Origin of the sequence: Mariprofundus ferrooxydans PV-1 (assembly GCF_000153765.1) — a bacterium.
Classification (GTDB): domain Bacteria; phylum Pseudomonadota; class Zetaproteobacteria; order Mariprofundales; family Mariprofundaceae; genus Mariprofundus; species Mariprofundus ferrooxydans.
Genome location: NZ_DS022295.1, coordinates 676,901 through 699,484, shown reverse-complemented (window position 1 = coordinate 699,484; position 22,584 = coordinate 676,901). Strand labels below are relative to the sequence as shown.

The window sequence follows — 22,584 nt, the reverse complement described above, 5'->3', positions numbered from 1 at the left end:
AGACCATCCATCCAACAAAAAAGGCTGACCGTAAAGGTCAGCCTTTTTTGTTTACAGATGAGTGATGCCTAGCCGGCTTGCTGGATGCCTGCCAGATACCAGGTCGGATCGTCCGATTTTGGAGCATGCTGGAAAATCCATACCTCATTTACTTCAGCCGTCTGATCATCCAATGTCGTGCCTGATGCGTCGAGTGTCTGCTCGCGCAGCATGGCGGTGAAGTTGACAGCGACCCATTCCAGATCGGACTCGACCCATGAATCGGCGAGCTCGGCATTCAGTGTGGCCACTTCCGTGCGATTCTCCGTGCCCGGCTTCATATCGCTGGCAATGCGCTCTGCGATTTCAGCTGTGCAGAATTTTCGGATGTCTTCGGTGTCGCCGTTATCCCAGGCCTTCTGCATACGCACATAAATCTGTTTTGCCGCCGGGATAAAATGTTTCTCATCAATATCAGGGCGCAGGGCGGTACCAACCGGATCGCGCGGGGTATTCTCTTCATACACCTGATCTTCGACGTCGGTGGTATAACTCTGCCCATAATCATGCATAGGCTGGCCGCCGGCATAAGAGGGCTGTGCAGGTGTTGAGCGCTTGCGCAGGAAGAAAAATAACAGGGCCAGCACAGCGCCGATCATGACAATATCGAGAAAATTGATGCCTTCAAATGCACCGCCGAAGAAGAGGGCGCCGAGCAGTCCACCCATGGCCAGTCCGCCGAGCATCCCCATCATGCCTGTGCGGGCGCTGCCGCGCTGACCTGTTGCTTTAGGCGCGGCCTTTTGCTGAGAGAATGAGCGTGGCTGTGACGGGGTGTGCATACGCTGTTTACCGAAGCTGAAGCCGCCACCAAAGCGACGGGCATCGGCATCATCCGCGAGTCCGAACAGGGATAGTCCAAATGCTGCCATCATAACCAGCAGTAAGAATTGTTTCATTCATGATCTCCTTCGTGTGGGGCCATATCATAGGCCAGTTGTGCAAGGCGCGCCTGAAAGGCCGCTCTTCTCAGTGTGCGATCCTTTATGCATGCCACGCCCAGTGCAAGCTCCCGTTTACGACTGAAGGTGACCGGCACTGCTTTGACCTGCTGCTTTACCTTTACCTTGATGCCGGCTCCCGGTTGAACGCGGCTGCGGATTTGATGCAGATTGGTCATGCGCGCATGCTTGAAACAAGCCTTGCGAATATCGTCGCGCAAAAAACGGATCTGTTGCGCCATGATGGGGTGATCGACGGCAACCCACAGGCATATACCGTTGTCGCTCAGGTGCTCGATGCTGACCGGTTCAGTGCGACCGGCCATCATCGGGCCGACTATATGCGGCCATGCCCGGCGTAGCCGGGCAATGCCGATCAACTGTTCCAGAGAATCCTCACCCAGGAGTGCGGTCAGGCCACTTTGCAGCCCGGTGAGATGGGAGTGGGGGCGCTTGTTGTGCCTGCTCAAAACGGGAGCTTCTTGCCTCCGAGGATATGCACATGCAGATGGAATACTTCCTGTCCGCCGCCTGCGCGTACGTTGATCACGATGCGATAGCCTGCAGCAAGGTTTAATACATCATCGGCAATGGTACGCACCCGATTCATCAGCAGCCCCAGCAGGGCCGGGTCATCGCAGTCGGAGAGGGTGGCGACATGCTGCTTCGGGATGACCAGTACATGTGTCGGGGCCTTGGGGTGAATATCCCTGAAGGCGTAGACATCATCATCCTCGTAGACTTTATCCGACGGGATATCACCGGCGATGATTTTACAGAACAGGCAGTCGCTCATGCACGTTACTTCTGACGAATTTGGTCAGAATCACGATCTGCTGACCATCTACGCGTCCTTCGATCTGTTCGGCATTGTCCTGTACCAGACGGATATTACGTACAGCTGTGCCGCGTTTGGCTGTGATGCTGGAGCCTTTGACATCGAGATCCTTGGTCAGGGTCACCGTGTCGCCTGCCTCAAGCACTGCACCATTACAGTCACGGTGAATAATTTTATCCGCTTCGCCGGCGCTTTCGGCTTCGGCCCAGGTGCGGGTTTCATCATCCAGATACATCATATCAAGCAGATCCTGCGGCCAGCCTTCGCCTCTGAGGCGGGTGAGCATGCGCCAGGCCATGACCTGTACTGCAGGCACCTGACTCCACATGCTATCGTTCAGACAGCGCCAGTGGTTGGCATCCACCATCTCCGGATGTTCGATCTGATTACGGCAGGTGGAACAGATCAGTACAGACTGATCCGCGCTCCCGTCGGAGGCAGGAGGAATTGCATAGACTCCCAGGTTATCAACTGCGCTGCATAATTCACATTTGCCTTCGCTACGCGCCAGTAATGCTTTTTCTGTCATGGTTTATCGATCCTTCGGGGCTAATGGCGCTATGCCGGAGTTGCTCGTAAGCCGCCTGAATTTTTATCGGCGAAGCCTTGGACTACAATCGTATGATGTCAATTACGTTATGGGATCGGTGTCCTCCGATTTTGCAGGCAACGATTTTGTGGTATCTATTATAACCATGTATGCGCCATGTATTATGATTGGCCCTCTGTTAATCCTCACCATGTTCGAGCGTTTATTGATAAACGACTCTCCGGTTTAACGCTGATAGCGTAAAATCTGGCCTCTTGGCAGCGGTTTATCCAGATAGACGGTGTTTTCAGGTCGACTCTGCCTGTGTGAGTAACCAAAAGTGATCATCTGTTTGCTGAAGCGGGCATGGCGACCGCGACCCGGATCAACAATAATGACTTCACAGTGGGCTTTGGCATGATCATTAATGAAGCCCGACAGCATTTCTGCATGCCCCTGTTCATAGAGCAGATCACTGCCGATGATCAGGTCAAACTTGCCCAATCTGCGATCACCATCCTGCCAGCCGGTGCGTATGAACGGGATAGCTTTATCACCATTGAGCGCGGTATTTTTCTGCAGGAATGACCCGGCTTCCGGATGAAAATCGGTAGCAGTGATATCTGCGTGGCGATGATTGAGAACCAGGCTGGAGAGGGCAATGCCGCAACCCACCTCCAGAATCCGTTTGCCCTCAATGCGGTAATCGAACATCAAGTGGGCCAGTACCTCTCCTGAAGGCCATACAATACCGAACAGGGGCCATGAGGCTGATGATATGCCAAGCTTTTCGGCTACACCGGCATCATCAGAAAATTCCTGATTGTCTCGTAAAGTGCGGAGATGAATATCTACGTTGCCAAACTCGATAGTCTGATATTGGACGCGTACTGCTGCCATTATAACCTCTGCTAAATCCGTCATACGCAGCATGCGTGATTCAACAGATTCACTACGCGGAGATGACAGCATACAGCAGTGCGTGTGATTTGACCAATGTGGTAGTGGCCTCGCCGGTTGCGCCGTGTTATTTCAGTATGGTTTCCGGCCAGCCATGGCTGATGATTCTCTCTTTGTCCGCTTTTGCCATTTTTTTTATCGCCGCTTCGGTTTTGAGGGCCTCGGAGTGTGAGCCTATGTTGCGCTGGAACGCCAGTACCAGAGGGCCTTTTCCTCGCAGGAACTTTGCCCCTTTTCCGGACTGATGCTCGGCAAGCCGTCGCTCCACATGCGTAGTAATTCCGGTATAGAGCTGGCCGCCCTTGCAGCGAATCATATAGAGAGACCATTCAGCCTCGCCGGTTTGCGTATCGTGCTTCATCCGGAGAGCGGGACGGGGCAGCGTATGTTCAGCAGGTCGAGACAACGGTATAGGCCCGTGTTTTTCCGGCGATGCAGATCTCAAATTCGTCACCTGCAGCTTTACCAACCAATGCGCTGCCCAGAGGTGACTTGACTGTGATTATGGTGATTGGTGTGTCGGCGTAATCTATCTTCAGGCCGCCTGCATCAGCTGCCAGCCACAGGTATCGTTGCTCATGATGTTCATCCGCCAGTACGACCAGTGATGATAAACCGATAACCGGAGACGGAGCGGGTAGTGAGAGCTGCTCGAAGTAGGCGAGGGCGCGCTCTACCTCCAACAGTCGCTTTCCCTGACCCTGAGCCAGATAGGAGGCTTCCAGCCCCATTGTCTCATACTTGCTGGAGCCCAGGCAGTCGGCATGCACCGCCGTATCGCGGGCAATAGACACGGCCTGCTCACATACGTCCAGATCAGCGCTTAGCTGCGCAATGATCAGAGTCAGAACTTTCTGTTTATCCATGTTCACCATGCCGGGCAGGCTTTCATAACTACGTGATGCAATAAAGAGCTGACAATAATTGAGACACTATGATCTATTACTTAAAGAAGTTTTACGATGATAAGTCCTCTTTTTAAGCAGGAGCAGCTACTTGCCGCGCTGGTTTGTACACACTGAAATTACTACAATATATTGTTCTTGGCAATGCAAAAATATGAGTGTTTATAACGCATACATGATCACAAATGGCAAGGTGTGTATTTTGTGCGACAGTAAGTTTTATTTGTCATTGCAAGCAAATTCTATCAGTGTTAGGCGCTAGCCCAGCTTGCGATAGCAGCTGATGTTCGAAAATTCGAGAGAGGATGTTGGATATTATGAAGAAATTAATGATGATTGCTGCCGGTAGCGCGCTTAGAGTATATGGCACACTGGTACCACTTGCATCGCCAGGCGTTTTCAGCGTTGATAGTCGCAAGCGCTTGCCCATGCTGTTGGATAAGCACAAGGTAGTTCGTGACTGGCGCAGGTGTTGGCAAAGGCATTATGCGCAGCGTCTGAAACCTGCGCAAAGGTTTTTAAGGATGGGCTTTAAAGTGGAGAGACGCGCAAACCTGGCTGCTGCTGATGCAAAATGGAAGAAAAGGGCAGGCATGATGACGGGACAGTTCAAGTCAATTTAAAGTTCACGAAGATGAAGCAGCAGCAGCGCTGTTTGATGCTGTGAAAGGCAGGTAAAATCTAAACAGCTGCATTACGAAAGCTGTCGGACAAGCGGTTTATCTGACACGTTGAAGCGAACCGCGTTCCAATGATGAAATCCCCCTGGCTGGTAACAGCCAGGGGGATTTTTATTTTGGAGAGTAAATATTTTTCAGTCTCGCATCCTGGCCTTTCGCCTGAGTGCGATGCTATTTATGACAAGTTTCTGTAAATGAGCTTACTGCAACAACTACGGTGTGCCGGTAGTGCAATAAAACAACCTCGTGGCAAAGGCCGTACACCGGCTTGACTGATTCCTACGCAGTTGCACGGTGATCAGGGGTGCATCAGCGATGCCTGTCGTGAGTTAAACTGTTTTTGTTCTGGATGCTTTCTCGGCATGGCCTGAAACACCGAAGCGGCGGGCCAGTTCATTGAGAACATCATCGGGGGAGAGACCTTTTTGCGCCAGCATGACCATGGTGTGAAACCACAGGTCGGCTGTTTCATAGATGATCTGTTCGCGATCTCCGTTTTTTGCAGCGATGATGGTTTCCACGGCCTCTTCACCGATCTTTTCCAGCATCTTGTCCGGCCTGGCGTAGAGGGAGGCGACATACGATGATTCGGCGGATTCGGATTTGCGCGCCTCCAGTATCGTTGCCAGCTGGCTTAGAATATCACTCATAGCGGCTCCTCAATTGTGACCCATTTACCACCCTGATTCAGCCTGTAAAAACAGGATTCGCGGTTGGTATGGCAGGCAGGGCCGCTCTGTTCAATAAGCAGAAGCAGCGTGTCACCATCGCAGTCCAGATACATCTCCACCACCTTCTGCACATGGCCGGAGGATTCACCTTTCTTCCACTGTGTTTTGCGGGAGCGGCTATAGTAGTGGGCGAAGCCCGTATCCAGTGTCTGCTCCACGGCTTCTTCATTCATCCAGGCCATCATCAGCACACGGCCGGTTTCCACGCTCTGTGCAATGGCCGGTACGAGTCCGGCCTCGTTGAAACTGATCTCGCCCATCAGGCGCAAACGGTCGAGTTGATTCATGCTGTGACCCTCTTCAGCGCGCGTTTGGCGGCGGCAATGGTGTCGTCTATATCTGCATCGGTGTGAGCCGCACTCATAAAGGCAGCCTCATACTGGGATGGGGCCAGGTAGACGCCTTCATCGAGCATGGCATTGAAGAAACGACCGAAGAAGGCCAGATCGCAGTGGTTGCTGACATCGGAACAGCAGGTGACTGCATCAAGCTCCGTGAAGAACACGGTGAACATCGCACCGACCTGATTGGCGACAGCCGGGACGCCGGCAGCCTTGCAGCCGGCCAGCAACCCTTCCACCAGACGCGTGGTTTTGCGCTCCAGCTCCTCATAGAAGCCCGGTGCGCGCAGGCGTGTCAGCGTTTCAAGGCCCGCACGCATGGCCAGCGGATTGCCGGAGAGTGTGCCTGCCTGATAGACCGGACCATCGGGAGAGATTTTGCGCATGATCTCCGCACGGCCGCCGTATGCGCCGACCGGCAGGCCGCCACCGATAATTTTACCCAGACAGGTCAGATCGGGCATGATTCCGAAACGCTCCTGAGCCCCACCTGCGCCAACCCGGAAGCCGCACATCACTTCATCAAAGATCAGTAACGCGCCTTCAGCATCACAGATATCGCGCAGTTGTTGCAGGAAACCGTTTTCGTGCAGCAACATTACACCGGTATTGCCGGGAACCGGCTCGACAATAATGCAGGCGATTTCGCCTTTGTTTTGTGCGAACAGGCTCTTGACCGCTTCAATGTCGTTGAACGGCGCGGTCAGGGTAAGCTTGGCATAGTCTGCCGGGACGCCGGCGGAGTCAGGCTCGCCGAAGGTGGCAGCACCGGAACCGGCCTTGACCAGAAATCCGTCAGCATGGCCGTGATAACCACCGTCAAATTTGATGAATTTATCCCGGCCGGTGAAGCCGCGCGCCAGACGCAGGGCGCTCATCGTTGCTTCTGAACCTGAGTTTACAAAACGAACCACCTCAATGGATGGCACCATATCAATCACCAGTCGGGCCAGATCGATCTCCAGCTCACACGGTGCGCCGAAGCTCATGCCGAGCGCTGCAGTTTCCTGCACGCCTTTGACAACATCCGGATGGGTGTGGCCGAGAATCATCGGCCCCCATGAGCCGACGTAGTCGATATAACGGTTATCATCCACATCCCAGACGTAGGCGCCGGCAGCTCTGGCAAAAAATCGTGGCGTACCTCCGACCGACTTGAATGCACGTACCGGTGAATTGACGCCGCCAGGCAACAGCTTCTGTGCCTGTTCAAAATCATTCATGGAACGGGAAATATCTGACATTGTAGATCCTTATGGTAAAAATTTTCGCGACGTTAGGAAGCGGTCGCCGGGCTGTCAATGGTGTGGCTTAAAGTAAACAGCTACAGTTTTTCTATTTTTGCACCATGTAGTCCGAGCTTGCGGCTGACGAGATCCAGCTGCTTCTGTGCCTGCAGACGGGTTGCGAAACCGGTAATCTGGATGCGATGAAAAACCCGACCGTGGTTCGTGACTCTTGCTATCTCTGCCTGAACACCGAGTTCAAGCATACGAGCCCGTTGTTGCCTTGCGGATTTATCTGAACTGGCCGAGGTGAGGATAACGGCCCAGCGACCTGCCTGTCCGGACGGAGCAGGCGTCTGCTTGCCTGCTTTAGCTGCATCTATATGTACAGGGGTTACTGCAGGGGAGGTAACCGGTTTGGCGGTCGGTCTGGTCGATGCGCCGCCATCAAGAGCCCCGTACTCAACAACCAGCTGCCCGACCTTGTTCTGCCGCTGGCCGGGAGTTCGCATTTTTTTGCTGACAGAGTGGTCGCTGATCGGTTGGTGCTCCCGGATGACGACCTGTTGAGCTGCCGGTCTTTTCTCTCCGGTAGCCGGTTTCCCGGCCGTTTTCCGGGCAGCTGCAGCCTTGTTCTCTGCAAGCTGTTTTACTGCAGCGGCTGCCTTGGCCCGGCGTTGCTCCTCCCGCAATGCGTCGGCTTTTGCCTGACGAATTTTATCGGCAACAGCTTCTGCATCGGCCAGCCTTTTCTTTTCGGCCGCCAGCTCGGCTTTGGCAGTTTCAATTTGTTCCGCGGTAGTTGGCGCATTGGCCGTCTGTTTTGCATTTGTTTCGGTCGTTGCACTTGTTGCCTGCACGTTTTTAGCTTTGGCTGCACGGGCATCGGCCAGTATCTTCTCTGCGGCAGCGATGCGCTCGGCAGGCGATTGTTTTTTCTGCTTTTTCGAATCGGCAACACCTTCACCCGGGTAGGCCGCCGCATTGATCGCCTGCTCCTGAGGCGTCAGTTGGCTATCTGTCATTGTTGTGGCAGGGGTATGGCTGTCAGTAGTGGTTTGGTGATCGGATTCCGGAGTGGCAAGCCAGTACATGGTGCCGCCCGCGACAGCCACCAGTGCCAGGGCGGCAGCTACAATCCTGCGTCCTGCTCTATGCTTGCCTGCTGGTGGCGAAAGCGGGTGTATCATGGGCTTTTGCTCCGGTGCAGGGGAGGGCGTTTCACCGGCAAACAGGTCTTCGTCCGAATTCATGAACAGATCTTCGTCTGCATCATCAGGCGTGTTTTCCTGTTGTTGTGAAGCACTGTTTGCCAGTTCGCTGAACTGTACGAAGTAACCGTCCACCTCATCGGCTTCATTCATATTGCTGCTGGCCCCGTCTTTCATTTGTACCTGGGGTTTGTCTGCTTCTTCTGCATCCGTTTGCGCGGACAGGGGTTTACCTTGTGCGTCGTCAGCTGTTTTTCCTGTATGGGTGGTTGGAGCGGTTTCTTTTGCGCCGGATAGTGATTTATCATGGCTGTGCGTGGCGTCATCAACCAACTCTTGCATCTCTTCCGGTGAGATATCAGCGGGTGTCTGTTTATGACTTGCCGATTCGTCCAGCGCGGCTTCAAAGTCTTCCTGCAGATGGCTGAACAGCTCAGCAGAGTCGTCATCCGGATGACTCAGGCTCTCTTCAAACAGCTCTGCTTCCTGTTGCCCCTTCTGTTTCCCTTTCTCATCCCGTTTACCCATGAAACGCGTATCTCCCCATCCGCTGATTAATTCGGAAAACAATTGTATTGAAGAATGCTACCTCTACAGCTCTCCCGGAACCAATCAATCGTCCCGGTAACCTGTCGGACTTAGGGTGGCTCGTAGCGGCGGGCCGGTGGAAGGGCGAGTCAAAGCGACCTGACTCTAAAGGAACATAGTGGTGACTATGTGACGATCAATCAGGTTATTTTGGCTGCCATTCCTGCCGCGCAGTAGATTGCTCATAAGTCGGACAGACACCTAGCATCCCATAAATTAGATGAGTTTGGTTATTTTGCAAGTGCGCGTCATTCTGCGGCCGTGCGGCTGTTGATGAATCGTTTGTTGGCATCGCCGCGATTGCATCGGTACACTGCCGCGCCAATGACTAAATCAACCCATCCTCAACACTATATTCGCAATTTCTCCATTATTGCTCATATCGATCACGGCAAATCGACCCTCGCAGATCGTTTGATCGAGGAAACCGGTGCGCTCACTGAACGCCAGATGAAGAAACAGGTGCTCGACTCCATGGATCTGGAGCAGGAGCGCGGTATTACCATCAAGGCGCAGACAGCAACGCTGAATTATCCTGCCAAGGATGGTCATATCTATCAGTTGAACATGATTGATACACCGGGTCATGTGGATTTTACTTATGAAGTATCCAGATCCCTGCAGGCCTGTGAAGGCGCACTGCTGATCGTTGATGCAGCGCAAGGCGTGGAGGCGCAGACCCTGGCCAATGTCTATCTGGCGATGGAAAATGATCTCGAAATTATTCCGGTGATTAACAAGATTGATCTGCCCAGTGCCGATGTTGAAGAGGCCAAACGACAGATCGAAGATGTAATCGGCCTGGATGCTTCTTTCGCCCTGCCGGTTTCGGCCAAGACGGGAGAGGGCATTATCGATGTGCTGGAAGCCATCGTAAAATATATTCCCCCGCCAAAAAATCACGATGACAAACCGCTCAGAGCACTTGTGGTGGACTCATGGTTTGACTCCTATGTAGGCGCGGTCGCACTGATTCGTATTTTTGAGGGGACAGTGAAAAAAGGTGATCGCTTTCGGCTGATGTCGATGCCGACTGCGGCCTCTTATGAGGTACAGGATCTTGGATACTTCGTGCCGACACCGTTTTCTACCTCACACCTCTCATCCGGAGCCGTCGGCTTTCTGATTGGCGGCATCAAAAAACTGGCAGACCTGAAGGTCGGCGATACGGTGACGACACTGAGAAACGGTGCGAGTGAACCTCTGCCCGGTTACCGTGAACCCAAGGCGATGGTCTTTTCCGGTCTCTATCCGGTGGATTCCGCTGATTACAACGATCTGCGCGATTCGCTGGAAAAGCTGCACATGAATGATCCTGCGTTTACCTTTGAACCGGAAACATCTTCGGCCCTCGGTTTGGGTTTTCGTTGTGGTTTTCTGGGCATGCTGCATATGGAGATTGTACAGGAGCGGCTGGAGCGGGAATACGATCTCGACCTGATTACCACGGCCCCGAGCGTGGTTTACCGTATTTATAAAAATGATGGTACTATCATTGAAATTTCCAATCCGAGCGAGTTTCCTGAGCCACAGGAGATTGATCGTATTGAGGAGCCGACAGTACTGGCCAATATCTTTATGCCGGAAGAGTTTGTCGGCACGATCATCAAGCTGTGTCAGGACCGGCGTGGTATGCAGCAGGATATGAAGTTTATCGGGCAAGGGCGTGTGATGCTTACATACAGCCTGCCGCTGGCCGAGATGGCGATCGATTTTTACGACAAGCTGAAGTCGGTATCGCGCGGTTATGCATCTATGGATTATGAGATCTCCGAATTTGCTGTCAGTGATGTGGTGAAGCTGGATGTACTGGTGCACGCGGAGCCGGTGGATGCTCTCTCCCTGATTGTGCACCGCTCTATTGCCGAGTCACGCGGACGTGATCTGGTGAAAAAGCTGCGTGAACTGATTCCACGCCATCAGTTTGATGTGCCCTTGCAGGCGGCAATCGGCAGCCGTATCTTGGCCCGCGAGACCGTCAAGGGCGTTCGCAAGAATGTGACTGCAAAATGTTATGGCGGTGATATCTCCCGCAAACGCAAACTGCTGGAGAAGCAGAAGGCGGGCAAAAAACGAATGAAATCTATCGGTAGTGTGAATGTACCTCAGGAAGCGTTCCTGGCTGTATTGAAACTGGGCGACGGGAGCTAAGTAATGAAGAGTAATAAACCGGTTTGGCGGGAATGGCTGGAAAGCCTGATTGTGATTGCATTGCTGGCCATTGTAATCCGCAGCTTTATTGTGGCGCCGTTTAAAATTCCGTCATCCAGTATGGTGCCGACACTGGAGGTAGGCGACTATCTGTTCGTTCTGCGTTATACCTATGGCTTCCGCATTCCGTTTACGGATATCCAGTTGCTGTCGAAGCAGGCGAAGCGGGGCGATGTGGCGGTATTCGTGTATCCGGATGACAAGAGCAAGGATTATATCAAGCGTATTGTCGGTCTGCCCGGCGATCATATCGTTTATCGCGAGAATCGCCTGTATGTGAATGGCAAGGAGATGCCGCTGGTGCAGGAGGGTGAGCGGACCTATTTCATGGGTGACGGCAGCGCGGATGTGTCCGGTCTGTATGAAGAGGATCTGGACGGGGTAAAACACGCGGTGCTGCGTAAGCACTTTTCAATCAAGGATGGCGAATGGACTGTGCCGCCGAATATGTATTTTGCCATGGGTGATAACCGCAATAACTCCCGCGATTCGCGTTTCTGGGGCTTTGTGCCGCAGTCTTACATGGTAGGGCGGGCAGCGATCATCTGGTGGTCATGGGACAGTGTGAAAGGTGCGCCGCGCTGGGATCGTCTGGGGCATCTGATTGAGTAGCCTGATGCTGAACACCACAGACTGCCCTGAGCGGGTGCGGCGGCCGGACGATAGTCAGCGTGGTTATTCGCTGATCAAGGTGATGATCTGGCTGGTTATTCTGGGGATTGCTTCATGGAACGGCATGAAGTTTGCGCATTTTTATTATGTCGACTGGAAAGTACAGGCAGTCTTTGACGGTATCATCAAAAATCACCCTGAGGGTGTTGACGACGTGGCTGCGGTGCGAGCCAGTCTGCCGCGCCTGTTTGAGCTGAACTACATTGAAGACGGGGACCTGCCCGCCAGTTTCTATGTGAACCTGGAGATAGCAGATGACGAGAAGGGCCTTGAAATCTGGTCCTCCTACAGTGAAACGGTCTGGCTGCTTGGGCCGGTTGAAGCGATGGATGCGCATGGTGACTATGATCCTCATAGCCTGACGGGGATGGATAAATGGCGTGATCGGGCACGTGTTGTGCTGCACTTTTCGCCCCATGCAGGCCCGTAAGGATGACCGGAGCGGCGACAGGACTGCAGCAGTTGCAGCAGGTGATTGGATACAGGTTTAATAACCCGGCACTGTTGAAGCGGGCTCTGACCCATTGTTCGGCTCTGCGTAGTGCAGTCTCCGGAGATCTGGAACGTCTTGAATTTCTCGGCGATGCCGTGCTCGGACTGGTGGTAGCCGAATATCTGCATCAAAGTTTTCCTGAAGAGCCTGAAGGCCAGCTTTCGCGTATGCGCGCAAACCTTGTCTGTCGCGATAGCCTGTTGGTGGTCGCCTCCGACTGGCGGCTCTCTGCCTGCCTGATTGTCGGTGATGGTGAGCGCGGCGAATACGGCATCAAGTCACCATCGATTGTAGCCAATGCTGTCGAAGCTGTGATCGGTGCGGTGTTTGAGGAGTCCGGCTGGGATGCGTCGCGACGGGTTGTGCTTACAGCATGGCGGCCGATGCTGGATGATATCGGCAGGGTGGATCCGCGCGATGCCAAGAGTCGTTTGCAGGAGTTGACGCAGGGTAAAGGCTGGGGTCTGCCTGAATACGTACTGGTTGATCGCGGCGTCGGATATCAACCGCGCTTTGAAGCGACTTGCAGTGTGCAGGAGAAGGTTGTGGGTCACGGCAGTGGCGAGCGAAAAAAACTGGCCGAAATAGCAGCCGCTGAACAGGCATGGAGTAAATTAACAGATGAGTGATACAGCATTCCGTTGTGGCACGGTGGCCCTGCTGGGGCGACCGAATGTCGGAAAGTCCACCCTGATGAACCATATTATCAGGGCCAAGGTGGCGATTGTAACGCCCAAGCCGCAGACCACGCGCCACCGAATCCTCGGTATCTACAACGATGATGCACGCCAGCTCATCTTTGTCGATACACCGGGCATCCACAAGGGCGACAAGCAGCTCAACCGCAATATGGTGCGTATAGCCTATGGCGCGGCAGAAGAGGCGGATGTGCTGGCTATTATGCAGGATGTGACCTGTCCGCTGGATCGCGTCACGCGCGAGTTGATCGAACGCTTTGCCGACGGGCGACTGAAGCAGCCGCGTATCCATGTGCTGAATAAGGTGGACGCCATTAAAAAAGAGGCGCTGCTGCCGCGTTTGGCCATGATGCAGCAGCTCGACCCGGGTGCTACAGCCTATATCCCTGTTTCGGCCCGACGCGGCGTACAGATTGAAACATTGCTGGATCAGTTGACGCTGTTGCTGCCGGAGCAGCCGCCACTGCATGATCCCGACTGGTTTACCGATCAGAGCCAGCGTCAGCTGGCGGCTGAATATGTGCGTGAGCAGGTGTTTCTGGCCATGCAGCAGGAGATTCCGTTCCAGACGGCTGTTGATATTGAACGTTTTGAAGAGCATGGCGGATCTGTCGAGATTGATGCGGTAATTCTGGTCGGTAGTGAGCGTCATAAACCGATGGTGATCGGTAAGGGCGGCGAACGTATGAAGGATATTGGTACGCGGGCAAGAATGGGGTTGGAGAAATTGCTGGATTGCCGGATTCATCTGAACCTGTGGGTCAGGGTGGATGCGGACTGGTTCAACCATCCGGGCAAGTTGTCGGATCTGGGGCTGGGTGCGGACTAGGGATGGCGGCCACAGCAGATGGCTGAAATATCCGATGATGGCCTGCTGCTCAGGCGTATCCCCTTTAGTGAGACATCACTGATATGTCATATCCTTACTGCCGGGCACGGGCGCATTACTGTCATGGCGCGCGGTGCCAGGCGACCTAAAAGCATTTTTCGCGCCACACTGGCACCGCTGTATCGCCTGCATATTACCTGGCGACCCGGACGCAGTGGGATGGGGACGTTGACAGATATCAGCCGCGGAGAACAGCTGGTGGATGAGTCGCGCATGCTCCCGGCACTGGAGCTGATCGCTGTTAGCAGTACCCTGTTTCAGGACGGGGACCCTCACGGCTATCATGAGCTGCATGAAGCCCTGTCGTTACTTGCTGATCGCCATGCGGATGAAGGCCAATGTGCCGCATTGTGGCTGATGCTGGAGCGGGCGGGATGGCTGGGGGATTTGTCACACTGCTGGCTTTGCGGTGATATGATAGCCGCGGATGTACCGATGCAGTGGCAACATGCGCATCTGGTGTGCGAGCATTGCGGTGAGGGGATGGAGATATCTGCAGGGTTGAGAAAAGGCATGGCCGGCGTGATCCGACAGTCGAACATTCATATGGCAGCAAGGGACAGGGAGAGCTGGCGTATGATGATCGGACTTGTTCTGCGTGAACACGGCGTCAAACTGCCGGACAGCTTCCGGCAGCATGGATAAGCAGAAATAGAGAATGAATGTATGACAGGAGAGTATGGATGCATCTTGGTGTAAACATTGACCATATTGCAACGATCCGCCAGGCGCGCGGGACGGCTTATCCGGACCCGTTGGCGGCGGTATCAATCTGCCTTGCTGCCGGGGCCAACAGCATTACCGCGCACCTGCGTGAGGATCGACGTCATATTCAGGATCGTGATATTGAAGGACTGGCTGCTATCGATGGCCTGCATCTGAATATGGAAATGGGCGTTACCGACGAGATGGTGGCTATCTGTGAGCGATTGAAGCCTAAAGCGTGCTGTCTGGTACCGGAAAAGCGTGAGGAGCTGACCACAGAGGGTGGGCTGGACGTGGTGGGTCAACACTCCCGTATGGCTGCGGCTGTTGAGCGCCTCTCCGCCGCCGGTGTGCGCGTATCGATGTTTATCGATCCTGTTGCCGAGCAGATTCGGGCAAGCCGGGAGATCGGGGCGGCTGTTGTTGAGCTGCATACGGGCCATTATGCGAATTATCAGGGGGCAGCACAGGTCAGAGAGCTGGCTGCACTTGCCGATGGCGCAAAACTGGCTGCAGATCTCGGCCTGTTGGTTCACGCAGGACATGGCCTGACGCTGGAGAATACACCTGCGATCTGTGCACTTCCCGAGGTTGAAGAGCTCAATATCGGCCATGCCATTATTGCTGATGCGATTTTCAAGGGGTTGCATCAGGCGGTTGCAGATTTCCGGGCGGTGATGATTCGTTGATGGGTGCTTGCTGATGACGATTGCCGGTATTGGTGTGGACCGTGTGGTTATTGCACGTATTAATCGTTCGGTTGAGCGCTTTGGCACACGTTTTCTGCAGCGCATCTATACCGATGCCGAAATAGCGCAGTCGCAGGCCAAAGGTAATCCGTCCCGACGCTTTGCCATGTTGTTTGCGGCCAAGGAGGCGGTCTCCAAGGCACTGGGAACCGGCTTTCACCAGGGGGTGGCGCCCCGGGATATAGAGACGATTCACCTGCCCTCAGGCAAGCCTGCTGTCACGCTATATGGTGGTGCCAGACGGGTTGCGGAGAAGCAGGGGGTCACGGCGGTGCATGTGTCGCTGACCGATGATGACGGCATTGCCATGGCTTTTGTCGTAGCTGAATTAGACTCTTAAACGGCGAGATTGCTGTTGGCCAGCATCGTGCTCGTTTCATCTGCCGGTAATGGTTTACCCAGCAGGTAGCCCTGAATGCCGTCACACCCCTCCTGACGCAGAAAATCCAGTTGCGCCTGCGTTTCCACACCCTCGGCAACGACCGTCATACCCAGCGCGTGTGCCATGGCTATAATGGTACGTACAATGACGGCATCCTCAGCATCATCCGGCAGGTTTCTGATAAAAGCGATATCGATTTTGAGATGGTCAGCAGGTAATTGCTTAAGGTAGGCCAGTGATGAGTAGCCTGTGCCAAAGTCATCTATGGCAATCGAAACGCCACCCTCTACCAGTTCGCGCATAATGCCGATGCCTGTTTCGGGCTGATTCATGGCTGCGGTCTCAGTGATTTCGATCTCAATCCACTCCGGTTTTGCACCGCTTCCACGGATCAGTGTCAGGATTTCGCTGGCAAGGTTCTGCTGCATCAGTTCTGCGGCTGAAATATTAATGCTGATGCGCTCGGGGCGAATGCCTGCCTCCTCCCAGACCAGTGCCTGACGGGAGGCTTCGGTAATGGCCCAGGCTGTAATGGATCGAATCAGCCCCGTCTCCTCGGCCAGCGGGATAAATTCGCCCGGAGAGATGTTGCCCAGCTCCGGATGATGCCAGCGCATCAGGCTCTCCATGCCGGTGATTGTGCCCTCTGCAAGGGAGTGTTGACTCTGATAGTGCAGGCTCAGTTGTCCTGACCCGGCGGCCAGCCTGAGGCTGTCTTCGAGTTGCATCCGTCGCTGGGCCACAGCCTCCATGACGGAAGAAAAACAGTGGATGTTCAGGCGGTTTTGTTTGGCATAATACATGGCACTGTCTGCGTGTTTGAGCAGGGTCTCACCGTCCTCACCATCGGCGGGGAAGGAGGCCAGTCCGATACTTGCGCCAATGATGAGCTCCTGATTACCGATCAGAATCGGCTGATTCAGGGCCGCAATCAGCTTGCCGGCAACACGCAACGCCTTGTCAGGTTCTGTTTCAGGCAGCAGGACGGCGAATTCATCGCCGCCCATGCGCGCTGCGGTATCCGAGACGCGCAGCGTTTGCAGCAGACGGTTGGCAACGGTTTTGAGAACCATATCACCGCAGGCATGGCCCCGGGTGTCGTTAATGAGCTTGAATCGGTCGAGGTCAAGGAAGAGCAGTGATATCGGTCGTTTCCTGCGGCGAGCCATGCTGCACGCCTGTTCCACCCGGTCACTATAGAGACGCCTGTTGGGTAGTCCTGTGAGCTCGTCGGAATAGGATAGCAGGCGTAACTGCTCCTGCGCCTCTTTACGACTACTGATATCCTGGATCAGCAATTGCACCGCCGGCTGACTCTCATATTCAACGGGAACACCGCGCAGCTCGCCCCAGAAGGTGCTGCCATCCAGACGTTGAAAACGCTCTTCCGTCGGCTGAACATATCCACCTTGCTGCAGAGTGTGAAGGTCTGCGGATGCGGCTTCCCGATCATCCGGCACGATAAAACTGAGCACAGCCTGCCCCAGAATCTCACCGGCACCGCTTGCTCCGAGCATCGTTACAGCGGCAGGGTTGATATAGCATATTTTATTATTCGAATAAATCACGATACCCATCGGTGTGGTTTCAACCAGCTGACGATGTTTGTTTTCACTCTCTTCCAGAGCCTGACGTATATGCTCGCGCAATAACATCTCGCTAATAATTTCTGCTGCCTGCTGGCAGAAACGGAGGAACTCCTGTGGTGTCGGGCCCTCCGGTTGCAGTTGCAAATGGAGCAGGCCGAGCGGACTATTGTTGTGTTTGATCGGAATACACAGGCTCTCTGCACACGAGCCGGGGGTATTGCCGCAGAGGCATTGATTCACGGGCACGGTAATATGCTGCTTTTTCTCGGCAGCGCTCCAACCGAAGCTGGCAGTAAGCCATTGCTGCTTCCCGCGCGCAGTAAAAATAGCGCCGGCCTGTGCTGATGCATGCCATGGATCCATCAGCATATCTTCCAGTATCTGTTTCAGGCGTGTGTGCAGCGGCGAGCTTGCCTGACTGGTGGTACGCAGCTTCAATAGCGTAGTTTGTACCCATTGACGCCGTGTAAGTTCGGTCATGTCACGTACGACAATGGAGCATCGGCGTTTGTTTGCTGCGGTAAAAGCATGTATGGCGACTTCGCATGGAAATATCGAACCATCTCTGCGCCGGCCCTGCATTTCCCGAACCACTCCGGTGCTGCTGTGATTGCCGGCCTGCTCACTTAACCAGTTATGCAGGCTGGTGGGCGATGCATTATGATCCATCAGCAGCTTTAGAACAGATAGCTCCTGCCAGGTCTGCTCATCATAACCGAACAGTTCGTTTGAAGCCGGATTTGCGAGCAGAATCCGGCCCTCCTCATCGGTGACGAGAATGCTCTCAAGGGCATGGTCGATGACGGCAGCAAGCTTATGACGTTCCGCAGAGAGCTCCCCGGTACGTTGCGACAACTCTTTCTGTAGTTGTTCGTCAACACGGCTGCGGTTGAACAAAAGCAGCATCAGTAAGAGCGTTGTGAGTAATCCCAGCGCCAGGGTCCAGTGGGCCATATTGTCGGGAAATTGTTCAACCAGTTCAGGAACAGGCTCAGCATTGATCATAAAGTGAGCGCCGGAAAGATCAAAGCCGCCGTGCCACGCATACTGCTCCAGACCGACCTGTTTCCCGCTACCCATGCGTGAAGTATGGGTGAGAAGATGCTGCTGTCGGTGGTTGCGCAGCATCTCAATATTGATGTTCAGACCTGCGATCGGCGTATTGGATATGGCAGTTTCGAACAGCGCCTGAAGGTTCCAGTCGCTAACGACATAAGCGCGATGATCAGCCACACCTGTGGCGATAATGATACGCAGAATAGTGTGATCCGCGACCTGTTCTATTTGCCAGCTTGTGCTATCGCCCGCTGCGATCTGCCTGAGTTGTGAGGCCTGCGGCAGCGGGGTAACCACTACGATATCGTTCTGACGTATGGTCAGCGGCTCTCCCATTGCCGGCGGGGGAATCAGTGATACGGCGTTGAGTTCAGTGGGGTGAATGTCCAGCAGAGCGCGGAAAAATGTGACGGCTTCTTTTTTTTCCAGATGGGTGCGTGAGTCAAGTTCACCGTGTATGAAGGCCATGATGGCCTGAGTGGCATCCAGGTGTTGCTGCAGCTCTGCCCTGATGGCATCCGTCTTTACCTGACTGTGCAGTGCAATTGCATTGCCGATGATTTTCTCGTTCATATTCTGCATGTGGCGGTAGCTACCGAAATTGATCAGTAGTCCGATGAGCAGAATGTACAGCCAGCTGTAACGAAACAGGGTGGAGGCGGTGCTGCGACTATTTGGCATGCCGGCCCGATTCGAGCATCAGCTGTACGCAGTCGATCAATTTACTGGGAACAAATGGCTTGGAAAGAATGTGGCGGATGCCCGTTTTTCTTGCCCGCAGTTCCGACTCGCCGTAGAGGAAACCACTCATCAGCAGGATGGGCGGGAAGGCATAGCCTTGCAGTTGCATAGATTCAATCAGGTCGAGAATGTTGCCGTCGCTCAGGCTCATGTCGGTAATGATTGCATCCCAGCAGGCATCTGCCAGCAGCTGTCGCGCCTGTTCAATGGAGTCAGCTTCTGCAACCGTATCTGCCAGTTCGAACTCGCGCAGGAGATCAGAGACGATCTCGCGAATGGAGGTTTGATCTTCGATGACAAGGATGCGTTTCATAGCTGTAAACTCATGGCAAACATCTGGTCGTGCAAGTATTTCATTATGTTGGCTCTCAGCTCCTTGTCTGTCAGGTGAGTGGGTGTGGGCTATTTGCGCCGGGCATATTCGGGTTAGCAGATAACTCGAGGCAAGCAGTATGGAACGATACATATATATCGTCATGAGGGGCGGCTGCTTTAGTATTTAATTACCCCACGCCGTGTGTGCCTGTCTGTTGTGAGATCTGGACGAACGGGGGGGGATTTGGTTAAGCTGGTCGCATGATTTTTGCTTTGATGAGGCTGGAGGGTGTTGATGGGTAGAGGGGGATGAGCGTGTATGTACGTTGGGCATGGAGGCTGTGTCTGGTGCTTTATTGTCTGTTGATTTATGCCTTGTCTGCTCAATCTCATCTGCCCGTACCTCTTGCCTTTAGTGGCCAGGATAAATTGATACATGCTGCAGCCTACGCCGGCATGAGCTGTCTGTTCTGGCACTCATGGCCAGGTAGCCGTATGTTGTACCGCACGGCTGGAGCGGTGCTGTTCTGCTCGCTCTACGGTATCTCGGATGAGTGGCATCAGTCCTTTGTGGCCGGACGTGATGCCAGTGTGTTTGACTGGTTGGCTGATACTGCCGGCGCTATATTGTTGGTAAGCTTGTTGTATAAAAGGGGTGCAAAGGCAACCTGATCGAGGGATGTCAGGTGAACGGAGGGATGAATGAGTGTACGTATTTTAAGTGCCGACCAGATGCGTTGGGCGGATATGACAACAACAGAGGCAGGGATATCCGGCTTCGAGTTGATGGACAGGGCCGGTCGGGCGGTTGCCGACGCCGTGCTGGATTATATGCCGGATTTCGGACGCGTGGTTATCGTGATCGGGCCGGGTAATAATGGTGGTGATGGATTTGCCGCCGCACGCTATCTTCGTTCAAGGCGCATTCCCGTCACGCTGGTGATGCTGGTGCCGCTGGACACACTGGGCGGCGACACACTGATGCATGCTGAACTGGCCAGGGAAGCCGGCGCCAAACTGCGAGATGCCTCATCAGACAGATGCTTTGCCGAGTTGAATCGCTGGTTGTTACGCGCAGTGATGGTCGTTGATGCCATGTTTGGTACAGGCCTCACCCGTCCGCTGAGTGGACGCCTTGCCAAAGCGGTCGCCCAGATTAATCAGGCCGACCGGCCAGTACTCAGTATTGATATCGCCAGTGGTCTCAACGCCGATAGCGGTGAGGTGATGGGGGATGCGGTAAAGGCCGATTTCACCTTGCCTGTTGCCGCCTATAAATGGGGTTACTGGATGGGCGTTGGCCCGGAATTCTCAGGCAGACTGCTGCCTGCCTCAGCCATAGGTGTAGAAGATGAAACCCTGTGTCGTGCATGGGCGGCTGTGCCGGATCCATCGGTAAGCAAGGGTTCCACAGTGCTGCGCAGCGCCTGCTTTATTCATTCAGATATGATAGGACAGGCCTGGCCGAAGCGACACCGCTTGTCCCACAAGGGAAATTTCGGCCGCGTTTGGATTTTTGGCGGGTCGGCCGGCTTTACCGGAGCGCCGCGCCTTGCATCGCTGGGGGCGCTGGCTGCCGGTGCCGGTCTGGTCAGCGTGGTGTGCCCGGATGATGTCTACCCAGTGGTGGCTTCCGGCTCTCTGGAAACGATGGTGCATAGCCAGTCATCGGGTGCATGGATGCGTGAAGGGGATGGTCTGATTGATCAGGCAGATGCCATTGTTGCAGGCCCCGGCTGGGGCTGCGCCCAGACTACACTGCTGGCCCGACTATTGGATGTGGATCGCCCGTTATTATTGGATGCTGATGCATTGAACATGATCGCTGCCGATGCAGCTCTGCAATCGCGCGTGAGTGAACGCGACAGCTTGACGGTGTTGACACCGCATCCGGGCGAGGCGGCCCGCCTGCTTTCATGCACGGTGGATGATATTCAGTCGGATCGCAAAAAAGCGGTGCTGAAGCTCTGCAAACGTTATGCATGCTGGGTGGTTCTCAAGGGCAATGAAACTCTGATCGCCTCACCACAGGGCGATGTGATGCTCAATCCCTCCGGCTCTCCGCAACTGGCGGTGGCAGGCTCCGGTGATGTGCTGGCTGGTATGCTGGGGCGTCAGCTGGCAGTTTGTTACAGAAATGATACCGATGTCGGCATGATGCTTGGTGCCGGGGTCGGCCTGCATGGAGAGGCCGGTGAGCAGAACGGCTGGTATCTGGCCGGAGAGTTGGCCGGCATGGTGGCAGGCCTGCGTCAGGGTATCGAAAGGAAACATGGTGACTGAAGGGGGAGGGCGCGTAGGCTGTGTTGTTGCAGCTATGCACGAATCCGTGAAGGAGGGTTGAGGCGTGAATAATGTGGGCAAGATGAAACAGCGGCCATTGTCACCACGGCTATCGATCTATCGTTGGCAGGCGACGATGCTGGCCAGTGTTGTCCATCGGGCCAGCGGCCTGGTACTGGTGTTGTTTGTGCCGCTTTATTTATGGTTGCTGCATGGCATGACAGGCAGTCCGGAAGATTTTGTACAGGCGCAGTCCTGGCTCCATTCGGAACTGGGTAAGCTCTCCCTGTGGTTGGCCGGTATCGCGCTGTTTTTTCATTTTTGTAACGGATTGCGCTTTCTCTCGATTGATGCCGGATGGTGTGAGTCTCGACAGATGATGCGCCTGTCGGCCCGCATCGTTATTGCTCTGACGCTCGTTATTGCTCTGATACTCGGGATACTGCTATGAGGCTGGTCAAAGAACCCGGATCCGCCCGCAGCGGCTTCAGAGACTGGTATTTGCAGCGCCTTTCCGCAGTGGTGCTGGCTGTGTTGCTGCCGTTGCCCTTTGTGGTGCTGATCCTTGTCTATGCCGGTGTGGTCGATCAATTCGGACTACTCGATATTGTCGATCATTTCGTTTCCCGTCTGCTTCATACCATCCTGATTTTCGCGCTGATTATTCATGCCTATATGGGCCTGAAAGTGATGATTGAAGATTATGTGCCGGCCATCGGCTGGCGTGTCAGCCTGATTGGAGGGATGCTGGTCATGATGTCCGGCTTCGGTATCTGGTGGATGGCAATTATCTGGGCCTGGGGCGGCTGACG

At 54.3% G+C, this 22,584-nt stretch carries 26 protein-coding genes; 13 read left to right on the top strand and 13 right to left on the bottom strand.

The features are described from left to right. Positions 1 to 68: 68 nt before the first annotated feature. The 7 genes from SPV1_RS10250 to SPV1_RS10215 all read right to left on the bottom strand — a co-directional run bounded on the left by SPV1_RS10250 (position 69) and on the right by SPV1_RS10215 (position 4,173). Entirely contained in the window at positions 69 to 938 is an 870-nt protein-coding gene (locus SPV1_RS10250) for a Tim44 domain-containing protein (protein ID WP_009851119.1), read from the bottom strand. Next, positions 935 to 1,450 carry a DUF721 domain-containing protein gene (locus SPV1_RS10245; protein ID WP_009851118.1) on the bottom strand — a complete coding sequence of 172 codons (516 nt, stop codon included), beginning with the start codon at positions 1,448 to 1,450 and terminating at the stop codon, positions 935 to 937. Before SPV1_RS10245 ends, SPV1_RS10250 begins: the two co-directional genes overlap by 4 nt. Then, positions 1,447 to 1,776 (bottom strand): histidine triad nucleotide-binding protein, encoded by a 330-nt coding sequence (locus tag SPV1_RS10240; protein WP_009851117.1) that lies wholly within the window; start codon positions 1,774 to 1,776, stop codon positions 1,447 to 1,449. Before SPV1_RS10240 ends, SPV1_RS10245 begins: the two co-directional genes overlap by 4 nt. Beyond that, positions 1,754 to 2,347 (bottom strand): PhnA domain-containing protein, encoded by a 594-nt coding sequence (locus SPV1_RS10235; protein WP_009851116.1) that lies wholly within the window; start codon positions 2,345 to 2,347, stop codon positions 1,754 to 1,756. Before SPV1_RS10235 ends, SPV1_RS10240 begins: the two co-directional genes overlap by 23 nt. A gap of 246 nt (positions 2,348 to 2,593) precedes the next feature. Further along, the gene (locus SPV1_RS10225; RefSeq protein WP_040881933.1) at positions 2,594 to 3,247 is read right to left on the bottom strand and encodes a class I SAM-dependent methyltransferase; all 654 of its coding nucleotides are present in this window, start codon (positions 3,245 to 3,247) and stop codon (positions 2,594 to 2,596) included. A gap of 127 nt (positions 3,248 to 3,374) precedes the next feature. Continuing rightward, complete coding sequence (locus SPV1_RS10220; RefSeq protein ID WP_009851113.1) at positions 3,375 to 3,668, bottom strand: GIY-YIG nuclease family protein; 294 nt, start codon at positions 3,666 to 3,668, stop codon at positions 3,375 to 3,377. A 28-nt stretch (positions 3,669 to 3,696) separates the two neighbouring features. Further along, positions 3,697 to 4,173, bottom strand: coding sequence for a GreA/GreB family elongation factor (locus tag SPV1_RS10215; RefSeq protein ID WP_231288376.1), 477 nt, complete (start codon positions 4,171 to 4,173; stop codon positions 3,697 to 3,699). Between the two features lie 356 nt (positions 4,174 to 4,529). Between SPV1_RS10215 and SPV1_RS10210 the strand changes: the two genes are divergently transcribed. Further along, positions 4,530 to 4,835 (top strand): hypothetical protein, encoded by a 306-nt coding sequence (locus SPV1_RS10210; protein WP_231288375.1) that lies wholly within the window; start codon positions 4,530 to 4,532, stop codon positions 4,833 to 4,835. Between the two features lie 386 nt (positions 4,836 to 5,221). On the opposite strand, the gene SPV1_RS10205 is transcribed toward SPV1_RS10210, so the two are convergent. The 4 genes from SPV1_RS10205 to SPV1_RS10190 all read right to left on the bottom strand — a co-directional run bounded on the left by SPV1_RS10205 (position 5,222) and on the right by SPV1_RS10190 (position 8,929). Continuing rightward, positions 5,222 to 5,542, bottom strand: a complete 321-nt coding sequence (locus SPV1_RS10205; RefSeq protein ID WP_009851110.1) for a phosphoribosyl-ATP diphosphatase — start codon at positions 5,540 to 5,542, stop codon at positions 5,222 to 5,224. Further along, positions 5,539 to 5,910 carry a phosphoribosyl-AMP cyclohydrolase gene (gene hisI, locus SPV1_RS10200; RefSeq protein WP_009851109.1) on the bottom strand — a complete coding sequence of 124 codons (372 nt, stop codon included), beginning with the start codon at positions 5,908 to 5,910 and terminating at the stop codon, positions 5,539 to 5,541. Before hisI ends, SPV1_RS10205 begins: the two co-directional genes overlap by 4 nt. Next, the gene (gene hemL, locus SPV1_RS10195; RefSeq protein WP_009851108.1) at positions 5,907 to 7,208 is read right to left on the bottom strand and encodes a glutamate-1-semialdehyde 2,1-aminomutase; all 1,302 of its coding nucleotides are present in this window, start codon (positions 7,206 to 7,208) and stop codon (positions 5,907 to 5,909) included. Before hemL ends, hisI begins: the two co-directional genes overlap by 4 nt. Positions 7,209 to 7,288: 80 nt before the next feature. After that, on the bottom strand, positions 7,289 to 8,929 hold the full coding sequence (locus SPV1_RS10190; RefSeq protein WP_009851107.1) for an SPOR domain-containing protein: 1,641 nt from the start codon (positions 8,927 to 8,929) through the stop codon (positions 7,289 to 7,291). Positions 8,930 to 9,313: 384 nt separating this feature from the next. On the opposite strand from SPV1_RS10190, the gene lepA reads away from it, so the two are divergent. From lepA to acpS, 8 genes are read left to right on the top strand one after another with little or no spacing between them, the layout of a single operon-like run. Continuing rightward, a complete protein-coding gene (gene lepA, locus SPV1_RS10185) occupies positions 9,314 to 11,140 on the top strand; it encodes a translation elongation factor 4 (RefSeq protein ID WP_009851106.1) in 1,827 nt (608 codons plus the stop codon). Between the two features lie 3 nt (positions 11,141 to 11,143). Continuing rightward, on the top strand, positions 11,144 to 11,812 hold the full coding sequence (lepB, locus tag SPV1_RS10180) for a signal peptidase I (protein ID WP_009851105.1): 669 nt from the start codon (positions 11,144 to 11,146) through the stop codon (positions 11,810 to 11,812). A gap of 4 nt (positions 11,813 to 11,816) precedes the next feature. Further along, positions 11,817 to 12,302, top strand: a complete 486-nt coding sequence (locus SPV1_RS10175) for a hypothetical protein (RefSeq protein ID WP_009851104.1) — start codon at positions 11,817 to 11,819, stop codon at positions 12,300 to 12,302. 2 nt (positions 12,303 to 12,304) lie between these two features. Beyond that, positions 12,305 to 12,994: a ribonuclease III gene (gene rnc / locus SPV1_RS10170; protein ID WP_009851103.1), complete on the top strand. Its 690-nt coding sequence runs from the start codon at positions 12,305 to 12,307 to the stop codon at positions 12,992 to 12,994. Next, a complete protein-coding gene (gene era, locus SPV1_RS10165; RefSeq protein WP_009851102.1) occupies positions 12,987 to 13,892 on the top strand; it encodes a GTPase Era in 906 nt (301 codons plus the stop codon). Before rnc ends, era begins: the two co-directional genes overlap by 8 nt. A gap of 18 nt (positions 13,893 to 13,910) precedes the next feature. Beyond that, complete coding sequence (recO, locus tag SPV1_RS10160; protein WP_009851101.1) at positions 13,911 to 14,597, top strand: DNA repair protein RecO; 687 nt, start codon at positions 13,911 to 13,913, stop codon at positions 14,595 to 14,597. 38 nt (positions 14,598 to 14,635) lie between these two features. Further along, positions 14,636 to 15,346: a pyridoxine 5'-phosphate synthase gene (locus SPV1_RS10155; RefSeq protein WP_009851100.1), complete on the top strand. Its 711-nt coding sequence runs from the start codon at positions 14,636 to 14,638 to the stop codon at positions 15,344 to 15,346. Between the two features lie 13 nt (positions 15,347 to 15,359). After that, positions 15,360 to 15,746 carry a holo-ACP synthase gene (gene acpS / locus SPV1_RS10150; protein WP_009851099.1) on the top strand — a complete coding sequence of 129 codons (387 nt, stop codon included), beginning with the start codon at positions 15,360 to 15,362 and terminating at the stop codon, positions 15,744 to 15,746. Here the strand turns inward: acpS and SPV1_RS10145 are convergent. Both SPV1_RS10145 and SPV1_RS10140 read right to left on the bottom strand, forming a co-directional pair. Then, a complete protein-coding gene (locus tag SPV1_RS10145; RefSeq protein ID WP_009851098.1) occupies positions 15,743 to 19,114 on the bottom strand; it encodes a sensor domain-containing protein in 3,372 nt (1,123 codons plus the stop codon). The two genes, acpS and SPV1_RS10145, sit on opposite strands and share 4 nt — an antisense overlap. After that, positions 19,104 to 19,487 carry a response regulator gene (locus SPV1_RS10140; RefSeq protein ID WP_009851097.1) on the bottom strand — a complete coding sequence of 128 codons (384 nt, stop codon included), beginning with the start codon at positions 19,485 to 19,487 and terminating at the stop codon, positions 19,104 to 19,106. Before SPV1_RS10140 ends, SPV1_RS10145 begins: the two co-directional genes overlap by 11 nt. Before the next feature lie 311 nt (positions 19,488 to 19,798). Here SPV1_RS10140 and SPV1_RS10135 point away from each other — a divergent pair, with 311 nt between their 5' ends. The 4 genes from SPV1_RS10135 (at position 19,799) to sdhD (ending at position 22,582) form a co-directional block, all read left to right on the top strand. Continuing rightward, positions 19,799 to 20,161: a VanZ family protein gene (locus SPV1_RS10135; RefSeq protein ID WP_009851096.1), complete on the top strand. Its 363-nt coding sequence runs from the start codon at positions 19,799 to 19,801 to the stop codon at positions 20,159 to 20,161. A gap of 30 nt (positions 20,162 to 20,191) precedes the next feature. Beyond that, the gene (locus tag SPV1_RS10130; RefSeq protein WP_009851095.1) at positions 20,192 to 21,772 is read left to right on the top strand and encodes a bifunctional ADP-dependent NAD(P)H-hydrate dehydratase/NAD(P)H-hydrate epimerase; all 1,581 of its coding nucleotides are present in this window, start codon (positions 20,192 to 20,194) and stop codon (positions 21,770 to 21,772) included. A 64-nt stretch (positions 21,773 to 21,836) separates the two neighbouring features. Beyond that, the gene (gene sdhC / locus SPV1_RS10125) at positions 21,837 to 22,223 is read left to right on the top strand and encodes a succinate dehydrogenase, cytochrome b556 subunit (protein ID WP_040881817.1); all 387 of its coding nucleotides are present in this window, start codon (positions 21,837 to 21,839) and stop codon (positions 22,221 to 22,223) included. Further along, positions 22,220 to 22,582 carry a succinate dehydrogenase, hydrophobic membrane anchor protein gene (sdhD, locus tag SPV1_RS10120; protein ID WP_009851093.1) on the top strand — a complete coding sequence of 121 codons (363 nt, stop codon included), beginning with the start codon at positions 22,220 to 22,222 and terminating at the stop codon, positions 22,580 to 22,582. The genes sdhC and sdhD overlap by 4 nt, the downstream gene beginning before the upstream one ends. The last annotated feature ends 2 nt before the right edge of the window (positions 22,583 to 22,584 follow it).

Coding starts and splice junctions, on each gene's coding strand:
- recO (WP_009851101.1), top strand. CDS start 13,911: ATGGCTGAAATATCCGATGATGGCCTGCTGCTCAGGCGTATCCCCTTT.
- hemL (WP_009851108.1), bottom strand. CDS start 7,208: ATGTCAGATATTTCCCGTTCCATGAATGATTTTGAACAGGCACAGAAG.
- lepA (WP_009851106.1), top strand. CDS start 9,314: ATGACTAAATCAACCCATCCTCAACACTATATTCGCAATTTCTCCATT.
- SPV1_RS10235 (WP_009851116.1), bottom strand. CDS start 2,347: ATGACAGAAAAAGCATTACTGGCGCGTAGCGAAGGCAAATGTGAATTA.
- SPV1_RS10205 (WP_009851110.1), bottom strand. CDS start 5,542: ATGAGTGATATTCTAAGCCAGCTGGCAACGATACTGGAGGCGCGCAAA.
- SPV1_RS10130 (WP_009851095.1), top strand. CDS start 20,192: ATGAGTGTACGTATTTTAAGTGCCGACCAGATGCGTTGGGCGGATATG.
- rnc (WP_009851103.1), top strand. CDS start 12,305: ATGACCGGAGCGGCGACAGGACTGCAGCAGTTGCAGCAGGTGATTGGA.
- SPV1_RS10140 (WP_009851097.1), bottom strand. CDS start 19,487: ATGAAACGCATCCTTGTCATCGAAGATCAAACCTCCATTCGCGAGATC.
- SPV1_RS10190 (WP_009851107.1), bottom strand. CDS start 8,929: ATGGGTAAACGGGATGAGAAAGGGAAACAGAAGGGGCAACAGGAAGCA.
- SPV1_RS10215 (WP_231288376.1), bottom strand. CDS start 4,173: ATGGATAAACAGAAAGTTCTGACTCTGATCATTGCGCAGCTAAGCGCT.
- era (WP_009851102.1), top strand. CDS start 12,987: ATGAGTGATACAGCATTCCGTTGTGGCACGGTGGCCCTGCTGGGGCGA.
- lepB (WP_009851105.1), top strand. CDS start 11,144: ATGAAGAGTAATAAACCGGTTTGGCGGGAATGGCTGGAAAGCCTGATT.
- SPV1_RS10240 (WP_009851117.1), bottom strand. CDS start 1,776: ATGAGCGACTGCCTGTTCTGTAAAATCATCGCCGGTGATATCCCGTCG.
- SPV1_RS10155 (WP_009851100.1), top strand. CDS start 14,636: ATGCATCTTGGTGTAAACATTGACCATATTGCAACGATCCGCCAGGCG.
- SPV1_RS10175 (WP_009851104.1), top strand. CDS start 11,817: ATGCTGAACACCACAGACTGCCCTGAGCGGGTGCGGCGGCCGGACGAT.
- acpS (WP_009851099.1), top strand. CDS start 15,360: ATGACGATTGCCGGTATTGGTGTGGACCGTGTGGTTATTGCACGTATT.
- sdhD (WP_009851093.1), top strand. CDS start 22,220: ATGAGGCTGGTCAAAGAACCCGGATCCGCCCGCAGCGGCTTCAGAGAC.
- SPV1_RS10145 (WP_009851098.1), bottom strand. CDS start 19,114: ATGCCAAATAGTCGCAGCACCGCCTCCACCCTGTTTCGTTACAGCTGG.
- hisI (WP_009851109.1), bottom strand. CDS start 5,910: ATGAATCAACTCGACCGTTTGCGCCTGATGGGCGAGATCAGTTTCAAC.
- SPV1_RS10225 (WP_040881933.1), bottom strand. CDS start 3,247: ATGGCAGCAGTACGCGTCCAATATCAGACTATCGAGTTTGGCAACGTA.
- SPV1_RS10250 (WP_009851119.1), bottom strand. CDS start 938: ATGAAACAATTCTTACTGCTGGTTATGATGGCAGCATTTGGACTATCC.
- SPV1_RS10220 (WP_009851113.1), bottom strand. CDS start 3,668: ATGAAGCACGATACGCAAACCGGCGAGGCTGAATGGTCTCTCTATATG.
- SPV1_RS10210 (WP_231288375.1), top strand. CDS start 4,530: ATGAAGAAATTAATGATGATTGCTGCCGGTAGCGCGCTTAGAGTATAT.
- SPV1_RS10135 (WP_009851096.1), top strand. CDS start 19,799: ATGAGCGTGTATGTACGTTGGGCATGGAGGCTGTGTCTGGTGCTTTAT.